Annotated in this window: 8 protein-coding genes; 4 read left to right on the top strand and 4 right to left on the bottom strand. The window is 29.8% G+C overall.

What is annotated here, in order from left to right; translation table 11 throughout:
* Positions 1-64: 64 nt before the first annotated feature.
* The 4 genes from BTO07_RS15855 to BTO07_RS15840 form a co-directional block, all read right to left on the bottom strand.
* Positions 65-2746 (bottom strand): T9SS type A sorting domain-containing protein, encoded by a 2682-nt coding sequence (locus BTO07_RS15855; protein WP_087522156.1) that lies wholly within the window; start codon positions 2744-2746, stop codon positions 65-67.
* Between the two features lie 319 nt (positions 2747-3065).
* Positions 3066-3305, bottom strand: coding sequence for an acetolactate decarboxylase (locus BTO07_RS17705; protein WP_442956821.1), 240 nt, complete (start codon positions 3303-3305; stop codon positions 3066-3068).
* Between the two features lie 133 nt (positions 3306-3438).
* Positions 3439-5253 (bottom strand): arylsulfatase, encoded by a 1815-nt coding sequence (locus BTO07_RS15845; protein ID WP_087522154.1) that lies wholly within the window; start codon positions 5251-5253, stop codon positions 3439-3441.
* 3 nt (positions 5254-5256) lie between these two features.
* A complete protein-coding gene (locus BTO07_RS15840) occupies positions 5257-6249 on the bottom strand; it encodes a Kelch repeat-containing protein (protein ID WP_232457048.1) in 993 nt (330 codons plus the stop codon).
* A gap of 231 nt (positions 6250-6480) precedes the next feature.
* Between BTO07_RS15840 and BTO07_RS15835 the strand changes: the two genes are divergently transcribed.
* The 4 genes from BTO07_RS15835 (at position 6481) to BTO07_RS15820 (ending at position 12800) form a co-directional block, all read left to right on the top strand.
* Entirely contained in the window at positions 6481-7572 is a 1092-nt protein-coding gene (locus BTO07_RS15835; protein ID WP_087522152.1) for an SGNH/GDSL hydrolase family protein, read from the top strand.
* Positions 7573-7582: 10 nt separating this feature from the next.
* A complete protein-coding gene (locus BTO07_RS15830; RefSeq protein ID WP_232457047.1) occupies positions 7583-9487 on the top strand; it encodes a beta-agarase in 1905 nt (634 codons plus the stop codon).
* A gap of 32 nt (positions 9488-9519) precedes the next feature.
* Positions 9520-11148 (top strand): apiosidase-like domain-containing protein, encoded by a 1629-nt coding sequence (locus BTO07_RS15825; RefSeq protein ID WP_087522151.1) that lies wholly within the window; start codon positions 9520-9522, stop codon positions 11146-11148.
* 116 nt (positions 11149-11264) lie between these two features.
* Positions 11265-12800 carry an alpha-L-fucosidase gene (locus tag BTO07_RS15820; protein WP_087522150.1) on the top strand — a complete coding sequence of 512 codons (1536 nt, stop codon included), beginning with the start codon at positions 11265-11267 and terminating at the stop codon, positions 12798-12800.
* Positions 12801-12868 lie beyond the last annotated feature (68 nt).

Raw genomic sequence — 12868 nt, 5'->3', positions numbered from 1 at the left:
TAAATCTTGAAAAGAAGGCCTATAAGTGTTATCAAAGTCGATAAAAAGGAGTAAAACTTACTAATTAATTTTTTATAAATTTAGCTACAGCACCTTTTATTTGAATTAAATACAATCCTTTTGATAAGCTAGAAACATTTATTTGATTCCTATATTTTCCAGAAGAAATTAATTTTCCATTTATCTGAAATATTTTATAAGACTCTCCATTTGCTTTGTCAGAATTAAAACTTAAAGTTGATTTTACTGGATTCGATTTTATTTTTAAACCAGTTTTCGCCTCAAAAGCATCAATTCCTAAGGCTGATGGATCTACAACTTCTAAATTAATTGTTTCGCCAAAACCATAATCAAAACCTCCACTTTTAGGAGTTCTAATATAAGTTAACAAAGGATACGTTCCGTTTGCTAATGGTAAGTCTGTAGCTGGCAACGTAATAGTTAAAGGTACATTGTTTTTAGATTCTGCAATTCCAGGAGAAATATGCGCTCCTCTATAATATCCTGCTCCTGGTTTTCTCAACTCAATAAAAACTTGTTGGTCTGCTTGAAGGGTTGTGTAATTTATAGTAACCTCAAAAGATTCTGCTGTATTTGCAATTTTCTCTAAAACTGGTCTTACAAAACCTGTCATTGCTTCAGGATCATTACAGGTATTTGTTGGGTCTGAAGGACAAACATCATTACCATTTGAAACACCATCTTTAAGAGGTGTACAACTAAAAACAAAATCATTTGGGTCTCCTAAACCATCATTATCTATATCTGTATAATATTTTACAGGTGTACAAAGTTCATTAGATTTTTTCTCAACACTTAAAACTACAGAGGCTATTGTAACATTGGCTTTTTCCCATCTACTATTTCCTATCCCCACAGAAGAAACTCCTTGTGTTTTAGCATATTTTATCGTCACACTATTGTTCCCAGAAACTAATAAATTGTATGGAATATCTAACTCTAAAAGTCCAAAAAACTCAATTCGTCCTGATTGATCATAACCTCTCCAATTACTTGGTAAACTAATTGCTGTTCCGTTTACTTTTACTTCTGTAGGAATAATATTTAAACCTTCATCTTGACCTGCGGAAGCACCTCCACCATTAAACTCTGCTTCTAATGGAACGCCAACTCCAATTCTTAATGTTGCGTTTCCTGAATTTAACTCGCCTTTAGATACATTTGAAAAAGTGAATGTATGATTTGTATTTGCAGTTGCTTTTAAAACCGGTGCAAACTCTGAAGTTAAAACAACATCACTTGGATTACCATAATATTTATTTCTTGTAATAGTTTTGGTAAAAGATATTTCAGAATTATAAGTAATTTCTAGCAGCTTAGTCTCTCCATTTTTTAATTCCACAGAAGTTGGTAAATTACTTGAAGTTACTCCATCAATATATATTGGATCCATCGTTCCATTTATTATGATAGATTTTGTAATTACCTCGCTTACATTTGAACTTCCACTAATAAAACTTAAGTTTACATTTCTATCTGAATCATCTAAATTGTTTAAAACCAAATATGCTTTTGTTCCATTGACAAATATTTGTGCTTGAATATCTAAATCATCACTTTTAATGGTTGCTCTTTCACCTTCAACATTTTTCCAAAATCTATAAAAATTTGCTTTCCAAGACAAGACCATTTCATTACTTCTGTATAAAAATGGAGATTCTGGATTAGGTGTTGATCTTAATTCTGTTGGCATTACCAAAGAAGAAACATAAGGGTAATTTCTAGCTTGTTTAAAATACCAATCTGCTCTTCCTATAACAAAAGGAATGGTAATTTCTATATTGTCTTCTCTTTCAAAAAAGTTAAATAACATATTATTTAAACCTTTTATGGACAAAGCAATTTGAGAATCATTAATTCCTGGAGGATATAAATCTTCATTTTTAATAACACCAAATTCTGATATTGCTAATTTTTTTGGCGAACCAAATTTAAGTGCTGTATAGGTTTCAATTAAATCTAAGATTGCTTCAGAATTACTACCTGAACGTCCGTTAGATTGCCCTGTAACATTTACACCATCATAAGGATGTACAGAAAGTGCATCCATATCTGAACCTGCAATGTCTATAAATTTCTTTTTACGGTCTCTCCAATTAGTAAATCCTCTTCTTTCGAAAGAAGGATATGCATCAGAAAAACCAATCACTTTCATTTTAGATAATTCTGGAGCACTATGAATTTTTTTAGCCATTTCTCTAAACCATACACTCATCTCTGTAATTACTTCAGATGTTGTATAACCTAAACTTGTAAATTCGTTATAATCTGCTTTTATAAAAGGCTCATTAAATGGTTCCCAATATTCTGGTCTACCATTTACATCAACTTCATCGATAAAATATCTAAGTGCAGTATTACCTGCTTTTTCTGAATCATACCCTGGTCTCCATACGTTTACAGGATGTGCTGTATATACATTTCTTTTCACTTTACGAATAATACCGTCTGAAGTATGAGGTGTTATTGGGAAGTTCCCTAAACCTTTAGAGGCAAATGGCCCCCAAAACTCTCTACCAAAACCGACATTATTATCAATTAAAAACTGATGAGAAACATCATCTTTTTTATTATCGTGAACGTTAAAATATTTAGATCTATCTAATTCTGAAACATCTCCTAAAAACCTTTGTTGTTCTAAATCTATGGTTACTGTTTGTGAAAAAAATGAAACAGAAGAAAACAACAGAAAAAATAGGATATAAATTGCGTATTTATTTTTCATAAAAAAAATATTTATTAGAATAACAAAACTAATTAATATTTAAACCTTTAATTACAACATATGGTTTTTTAAATAAGACTTATAAATCTTAAATAGAAGATTAAAAAGTAATAATCTTACAATTTTAATTGACGATGATAAACACCATTTTCAAACTTTTTAAAATTATATAAATGTCCAGGTTCAAAAGGATATTCTTTTGTATCAGTTTTAAAAACATAGTTCACTGATGCCACTCCTTTATCGTTGTCTGCTTGCCAAGTAAATACAGAATTATATGATAGTTTATTATAATTTTCACTAGATCTAAAAGGTTCTTTTATATCTTTTCTTGGAACATTACACCAATATCTTTGTTATTAGTCACCATAATTTCTGAACCTTTATAAAAGTGATTTGTAACGGTGGTATTTTTTAATTCTCGTTCCAAAACTCCATCTAACATAATTAGTTCACCATCAAGTTTTGTATAAGAACCTAAACCAATATTACCTTTTGTTTTTAACTTTTCTACTGATAAATCTCCTTCAAAAACCTTGTTTACAAAAGCATACCAAATAGAGTAATGGTAAAATAACTCTTTGTTTACTTCTGATTTTATTACATTTTGTGATTTCCTAGTTTCTTCTTTTTACAAGAAGAACTTATGCATAAAATGAAAATTAAACTAATTTTTAATAAATTATTCATCGTTATAATTTATTTACGTAGACATAATACGCAATATTTTCTTCGTTTTTATTATTGAAAAAACTCGCCTTTAAATTTGTGATTCCAGATTTTAGATTCACTTTAAAAGTGGATGATTTATCAGTTTTTAAAACTTTGTTTTCTTGTTTTATATCAGCAATTTCTATTGTTGCTTTTACAAAATTTAGATTTTTCCCTTCAGGAATTGTCCACTGTAAACCAGGAACATCTTCTGGAGTAACTTTTGGTACATTTGCATTTATTAATAACTCAGATTCTATTGGGTATCTTCTTAAAGAAATTTCATATTCTCCAGCAGTTTTTACATCTAAAGCCCAATAACCAGAACCTACATTTCCGTTTCTAATTTGAATTTGATTCCAAGGATAATCTTCTTTAAAAGAATGTGCATCGTGCGCAGTTAATGTAACAGGGTTTTCTGTTTTTATTCCAACAGGAATCTTAATTTCTTCATCAAACTGAACAGAAACTTCTTTCCACCAATTCTCATAAAACGCTCTCATTTCTGCAACTTTCTCAGGATTCTGTTCTGCTACGTCATTTTTTTGACCTTTATCATTTCCTATATCGTACAATTCTTTTCCGTTAATTAAACGCCATTTATTCTGCATTGTAGCTGAATTTTTCCATTTTACAGGGTAGTTCATACGCTGAGAATCTGTAACCAACATTCTATTGTTTTCTTTTTGTTCTCCTTTTAAAGCTGCAACGAGACTTTCACCATTAATTTTTCTATGATCTTTAGGCAGTTCAATACCACATAATTCAGCCAAAGTTGGCATAATATCTAATTGAGCAGTTAATAAATTAATATCTTTTGCTTTAGAGATATTACCATTTTTCCAATGAATAAAAAACGGCACTCTATGTCCACCTTCATATTCACTTCCTTTTGTACCTCGCATTCCTGCATTATAGCCAGTAACTTTTCCTTTTTTATTGTAATACCCAGAAGAAGTTCCGTTATCAGTCATAAAAATTAAAATAGTATTGTCTGCAATGTTTAAATCTTTCAATTTTTTACGAAGTTTTCCAAAATTATCATCAACATTGGTAATCATTCCATAGAAACGTTTTTGAGTATCTGCCAACACTGTATCACTCAAATCTTTATACAGATTGTAATACTCTAAAGGAACATTATAAGGCCCATGTGGTGCATTTGTAGAAATGTATGCGAAAAATGGTTGTTCCTTGCTTTCTTCAATAAATTTTGTTGCTTCATCAAAGAATACATCAGTACAATACCCTTTAAACTTTTTTGGAGTTCCGTTTACAAAATAAGTGTCATCAAAATAATCATTATTCCAATAATCAGGCGTTTGTTGAACTCCACCTCCATAATGCATTACTGTTTTTTGAAAACCACGATCGTGTGCTCTAAAAGGATAGTTATCACCCATATGCCATTTACCAAAAGCGCCTGTTTTATAACCAGCTTCTGTAAACATATCTGCAATTGTTTTTTCTTCTGCACGTAATAAAGACCAACCTCCAACAGTATGCCAAACTCCTGTTGAATTCGCATATCTACCTGTCATTAATCCAGATCTTGTTGGTGCACAAGTTGGGCCAACATGAAAGTCTGTTAAGTGATGACTCTCTTTATAAAAAGCATCTACATTAGGTGTTTTTATTACTTTATTTCCATGAACACCCAAATCTCCATAACCTTGATCGTCTGTAATTACTAAAATTACATTTGGCTTTTTTGTGTTTGTTTTCTCTACTTCATTATTTTGCTTACAAGCAATATTTACAAGTAAAATAATTGCTAAAAATTTAAAATATTTCATGTTTTAGTATTTTTCCGTTGATGTTAATTCTGGTGACCCTCCTTTGTTTCCACAACCAGAAGCTATATAAATTTCATTCTTAAAAAGAAAAACTCCTGTACCATGTCTTCCTCTTAAAAGTGATGGATATTTACTCCATTGTAACGTTTTTGTATTTAATGCCTCAACTTCATTATGAGCTTTAGTTTGACCTTCAGATTCACCACCAATAATCAGAATATTTTTCCCGTAAGCTAAAGCCATATTTCCAGCACGTTGAGTTGGAATATTATTTTTTATAGTTGACCATTTTTGTTTTTTGATATCATAAACGTCAACTTCTCCAATTGTTTCAGACCAAGTTGCCTTTGGTGCTTTTGATAATCTACCTGCTGCAACATAAATTTTATTATCTAATTCTACTGCTTGAAAATGATCTCTTGCTCTTGGAGCATTAGGTAAAACTTTCCATTCTCTTGTTTTTAGATTATAACTATCCAGCCATTTTTTATGATCAGATCTGTGTCCATCTTTTATTCCGCAAGAAATATATACAACATCATCTTTAATTACATTTCCGGTAGAACCTCTCAATCGTTCTTTTGGTATTTCTCCACCTTTCGTCCAGGAATCCTTTTTTGGATTGTAGATATAAATATTTTCTACAGGAGTTTCTGAAGGATATTTACCTGTTAAAGCTCCAATAATATAAATATTACCATTATAAACTACTGGTTGAAAATGATGAAATTCTAATGGCGGTTTTTTTCCTTGTTTCCATTTCTGAGTTTCTACATCGAAAATACTAACAGATCTAATTCCTCTTCCGCCTAACAAATAAAAAGAGTTTTTTACTTTTACAAAGGCAGCTTCATGTCTTGCTACTGGTTTTGAATTGTCTGAAGATTCAATAGAAACCCAAGTTTTATTCTCATGAAAATTCTTTACGCTTTTCATTTTTCCGCAAGAAAAGAATAATAAAATTGTAACTACAAAAAAGGTTAATTCTTTATTCACTTATGTTTTTAATTTATCACTAAAGTAATATAACTGTTATAAAAGTAGAATTAGTGATGTTCTATATTGTGCATCAAATGTTCTTTTTAATTTAAAATTATTTAACTATCTAATGACTAACAATCTTGTTTAAATCATATGTTGCAACATATAAATCGAGAGTACCTATAGTCTAGCTAGATAATTAATACTTTTCAACCTGTATTTTTATCTAAAAAAAGTATTTTTAAAATGAAGCGTCTTTTTCTATCTATATCAATTATTTTATTTATTAGTTGCAAAACTTCTCAAATAGTTTTAAAGCCTGTTATTGTAAATTACAACAATAAAAACATCGCTTACGAAGGACGGATTGGTAGTAATAATAAAAAAAAGGCTTCGGAAATTTATTGGTCAGGTTCTTCTATAAAAATAAACTTCAAAGGATCTTCGGCAAAAATTACATTAGAAGATCAAAACGGAAATAATTATTTTAATATTTTTATTGACGGTGTATTTTCTAAAAACCTAAAGTTAGAAAAAGGTTTAAATACATATGTTTTAGCCAAAGAATTATCAAACCAAAATCATTCTATAGAAATCACTAAAAGAAACGAATGGACTTTTGGAAAAACATTGTTTTATAATTTTGAGATTTATGGAAAAATTCTAAATAAAGACCCTGAGAAAAGTATTTTTATTGAATTTTATGGAGATTCAATAACAGCAGGTCATGGAAATGAAGATTACTCAGGAGACGATAAACCAGAAGGAAATGTCACTAACAACTATAACACTTATGCCGCATTAACTGCAAGAAATATAGATGCAGAATACTCTTGTATTGCTCGTGGAGGAATAGGAATAATGGTTAGTTGGTTCAATATGATTATGCCAGAAATGTATGACAGATTAGACCCAAATAACCCAAGTAGTAAATGGAATTTCAATCAAAAAGAGCCAGATATTGTAGTAATTAACCTCTTACAAAATGATTCTTGGATTGTTAACTACCCAAAACACAAAGAATTTATAAGACGTTTTGGAAAAACAAAGCCAAATGAAGGAAAAATCAAGTCAGATTATGCAAATTTTATAAAAACAATCCGTGGGAAATACAAAAATGCAGATATTGTATGTGTTTTAGGAAATATGGATATCACAAATGAGAAGTCTCCTTGGCCTAATTATGTAAAAGAAGCGGTAAAAAGTTTAAATGACAATAAAATCTACACTTGTTTTGTTCCTGATAAAAATTCACCAGGACACCCAAAAGTTGAAGACCATAAAGTTATTGCAAACAAATTAACAAAATTGATACAAAAAGAAATATTAACACAATAAATTGATCATTATGGGCTCTAAGACTGTTATTGTTTCAGACTTAAAGAAAGTTGATTACACTGCTACTAAAAACTCTTCAAGTAATTTAGGTATGAAAAAGATAATATTTACGTTCATTTTACTAACATTAAACACAATTTTCGCACAAGAAAACAAAGTAACTATTGATTTTACTACGCAAAAATTTATTGGTAACGAAAGTGAATTGAATAGACAAAAGTATTTTGCTATGCATGATTCTTACACCAATTCCGATTTAGCTTCTGATGCCGATTATTTATTTAAAGAACTAGGCATTAAACATGGTCGAACTTTTGGTGCAGCATCGCCTTTAAGAAATTCGAAAACAGAAATACCATCAATAGCAAAAGCTAAAAAATCTGCTCAAATAAAAAATGCCCAAATAAAAAGGAGTGCTTTATTCAAAGATTTTGCAACTACAGATTTAATAATAACAGACCACCCTAAAGATGCCTTTCAATTAAATTTAGATTACAATAAAATTGCAGCATATAACGCTGCTTTTATAAAGAATGCATATCCTTTAATGCCGAAATATTACGAGGTTATGAATGAGCCTTTTGTGCATTCTATAGATTACGTAGAATCTTGGAATGAAACAGAAGCAGTAATCATAGAAATGTCTAAACTTCATAAAGTAATTGCAGATAAAGTGCATAAGGAAATTCCCGATATTATGGTTGGGGGTTATTCTTCAGCATACCCAGAAGTGGAAAGGAAAGATTTTTCACACTGGAATACCAGAATGAAAACATTTATGGATATTGCTGGTGAAAGTATGCAATTTTTTGCGACACATATTTATGACGGAAGAAATGTTCAAGGTGGTTTTAGCTACAGATCTGGAAGTAATTCTGAAGCTATTTTAGATTTAATTGAAGCGTATAGTTTTAAAAAATGGGCTATTGTAAAACCACATCTAATTTCAGAATATGGTTATACAGCCAAAGGACTAATTGGCGAACCTTTTTCGCCAGAATTAAACGCCACTTGTTTAATTGCATACAATAAAATATTAATGCAATTACTAGACAAACCAGATAGATTATTGAAAGCTGTTCCGTTTATTACAGCAAAGGCAAATTGGTTTTATAGAGATCAGAAGAGAAATCCTAATGGATATCCTTACCCTTGGGTATTAAAAAAGAAGGAAACGGATGGTTCTTATACATTTACGCATCTTACCAAGTTTTATGAATTATGGAAAGATGTAGAAGGTAAACGTATTGAAGTTTCCTCAAACAATCCTGATATTCAAATACATGGATTTTCAAAAAAAGGAAAAATTTTTATTGCTTTAAATAATTTAAGTGATGAAAATAAAAACACCTCGTTAACCTTTTTAAATAATAGTTCAAACTATATTAAAAAAAACACTTTAAGACGCTTATTCAAAAACTCTAAAGGTTTACCAGAACTAACCTATTTAAAAACAGAAACTAATTTAGAAACTGTAAATCTAAAAGCTGGCGAAACTATAATTCTTGAATGTGATGTTACGAATATTGAATTTAATAATAGTATTAAAGAAAGTAATTACTACACTGAAACCTATTTACAAGCCATTCAAAAAAACCAACCTCTTCTTTTCAGTTTTAATGGTATTGAAGCTATTAAAAACGGGAGAGCATCTATTAAAATGGGTATTGGAAGAGCACACAAATTAAGCAAGAAACCAATTATAATTCTTAATGGTAACAAAATAGATATTCCTAATAATTGGGCAGGTTATGATCAATTACCTAGAAAACGTTTCTTTGGTGTTATAGGAATTCCAATAGATATTAAATTTCTAGTAAAAGGAAATAATAATTTAGAAATTACTTTTCCAGATTCTGGCGGACATGTTAGCTCGGTAATTATAAATATAGAAAATAGAACGAATAACCATTAAATAATATCTCATAACCCATATTAATTCTTAAAATGAAAAATACACTAAAAAAACAATTCTTTTTAATAGTTTGCTTTATCAGCACAATTTCATTTGCTCAAATAAGAGAATGGGAATACAATCGTAAAAACAAATCGATTTCTATAGAGCAATGGTCTGTTAATGATGTTGTTTTTAAATCGAAAAAAACATTTAAAAACCCTTATGAAATTGAGTTATTTGCAAATATAATTTCCGATAATAAAACACAAAAAATTCCACTTTTTTTCAATGGAAATAAAGAATGGGTTTTACGTTATTCTTCTTCTAAAACAGGACTATTTAACTATCAAATTATTGGTAATAAAACTTGTTTTACAGGAAACAAAGGAACTTTTACGGTAACTGAAAATTCTAAAAACAATAGACATGGAGGAATCGTTCTAAAGAAAGAAGATCCAAAACATTTTTATTATGAAGATAGTAGCCATTATTTTAATTTGGCATTTGAATGCGATTGGTTATTCGCCTTAGATTACAATAAAAAGGAATTAAAAAAAACAAATCATCTACTAGATTTAATTGAAGAAAATGGCTTCAATCAAATTGTGATGAATGTATATTCTCATGATGTTTCTTGGAAAAAAGACTCGCTGTTAAAATCTCACCCTGAACATGAATACGGGGGAAGACAAGATATTTTCCCATTTATGGGAAGTAATGAAAAACCAGATTATTCATCATTAAACCCTGCTTTTTTCAATCATTTAGATAAAGTTATTTATCAAATGCATGATAGAGAAATAGTTAGTCATTTAATGATCTATGTTTGGAACAAATTAGTTTCTTGGCCAGATATGAATACTCTTGAAGACAATAGATATTTTGATTATGTTGTAAAACGTTATCAGGCTTTTCCTAATATTATTTGGGATGTAAGTAAAGAAGCTCTTTATTATGGAAGAGCAACAGAAGAGTATATTTCTGAGCGCATTACAAGGATTCGAAAAATTGATTCTTTTGATAGGTTAGTTTCTGTGCATGATTTTGGATTTTGTACGAAACACGCAGATGAAGTCGATTTTATTTCTACACAAGATTGGGCTTCAACTTTGTATACAAAAATGCAAAATGCAAAAAATAAATTTAAAAATAAACCAATATTTAATATAGAACATGGTGGTTATGAAGAATCTCCTTACAATGTTTTTCCCGGAAACTATACAAATGCAGAAACTTGTTTGAGACGTAATTATCTGTGTTTGTTTTCTGGTGCATACACAACATATTATTGGCAAGGTGCATCTTGGAATGTTGTAATACATAACCCATATGAACAATCTAAAGACTTTTACAAACCAAAATTTGAATACTTTAAACATCTTAGAAAATTATTCACTGATCTAAATTTTCAAGATTTTGAACCACAAAGCTGGAAAAACAGTAGTGGTTATAATTTAACCAATAAAAAAACAGGTACCTCACTTATGTATGTACCTAAGGAAAATTACGCAATAAAACTTTGGTTTTTATCTAAAGAAAATAAATCATCTGCTACTATGCAATGGTTCAATACATTGACTGGGAAATACACAGAAGCAATTGATTTTGAGAAAGGTAAAGCAGAAGTTTCTCCATGGAGAGACAAAGCTGATGCCATTTTAATAGTGAGAAAGAAATAAAAAAACTCATTTGTTATAGAATTTTCAACATTAGAGACTTTAATACTCTTTATAAAACAAGAATTTAGCATCGCAAATTACACATGTATTGCACTTATCAAACCAATACAAATTATATGAAAATTAAATTAAATTATTTTTTAGCTGCCATTATACTGCTAGTATTATCATCTTGTGGTGGAAAACAAAATAATAAACTTGCTAAAAATGAAACAGTAAAGGCTGAAAAAGTCTTTAAACCAAATTGGGAATCTATAAAGAAAAACTATAAAGACCCCGAATGGTTTAACAATCAGAAATTTGGAATTTTTATTCACTGGGGTGCATATGCTGTTCCTGCTTATGGTTCTGAATGGTATCCTAGAAATATGTATCTGGATAAAAACAGATTGAGTGCTACTTTAAAAGTTGAAAAAGCTGGAGCTACTAGAGAATATCTACATCACAAGAAAACGTTTGGAGATCAAAAAGAATTTGGTTACAAAGACTTTATTCCAATGTTTAAAGCAGAAAATTTTAATGCAGCTAAATGGATAGCGTTATTTAAAAAAGCGGGTGCTAAATATGTTGTTCCTGTAGCAGATCATCATGATGGGTTTGCTATGTACAAATCGAATACAACTCGTTGGAATGCTTATGATATGGGACCTAAAAGAGATATTTTAGGAGAATTATTTAAAGAAGGAAGAAAAGAAGGTATGATTATGGGAGCTTCTTCTCATTATGCTTTTAACTGGTCTTTTTACAATAAAGAAAAATATTTTGATACTACAGACCCTAAAAACTCAGATTTATATTCTAAAAAAGGAACAGATCCTACACAACCCGTTTCTGAAGAGTTTAAAGAATTATGGTGGAATAGAACTAAAGATTTAATTGATAATTATCAACCAGATATTTTATGGTTTGATTTTATGTTAGATATGCCTGCTTTTGAAGCTTACAGACCAAAACTAGCTGCATACTATTATAATAAAGGAATTGAATGGAATAAAGAAGTTGTGCTACAAGACAAAAACTTTAGTCATGAAGCTTTTCCAGAAGGAACTGTAATTTACGATTTAGAGAGAGGAAAACTTCCTGGAATAAGAAAATTACCTTGGCAAACAGATACTTCTATTGGTAAAAACTCTTGGTGTCATATTGCTGATTGGCAATCTAAAACTGCAAATCAGTTAATAGATGATTTAATTGATATTGTTTCTAAAAACGGAAACTTACTATTAAATGTAGGTCCAAAAGCAGATGGAACAATTCCTGAGGATCAAGAAAAAATCTTATTACAAATGGGAGATTGGTTAGCCATAAATGGTGATGCAATTTACGACACAAAATATTGGAGAACTTTTGGTGAAGGTCCAACTGAAGTTGCAAAAGGGCATCACTCAGAAGGAAAAAACAAAGCTTTTACCGGTCAAGATATTAGATTTACACAAAAAGAAGGTAAAGTATTTGCCATTATGATGGAATGGCCAAAAACAAATAGTGTTGTAATAAAATCTATTCAAGAAAAAACAGATAAAATAACATCAGTTAAAATGTTAGGAAGTAAAGAAAAATTAAAATGGTCTCAAACAACAGAAGGATTAAAAGTTGAAATGCCTTCAAACAAACCATGCGATTTTGCTTATGTATTACAAATCGATATGTAAGTCTAAGTCAAAAATATTTGAGTTAATTTGTTAATTAATAAAGAGCGCATTTTTCATATTGAAAAATG

The organism is Polaribacter sp. SA4-12 (assembly GCF_002163675.1).
Taxonomy (GTDB): domain Bacteria; phylum Bacteroidota; class Bacteroidia; order Flavobacteriales; family Flavobacteriaceae; genus Polaribacter.
The sequence above is the reverse complement of the archived record's forward strand: the minus strand, read 5'-3'. Positions and strand labels throughout refer to the sequence as shown.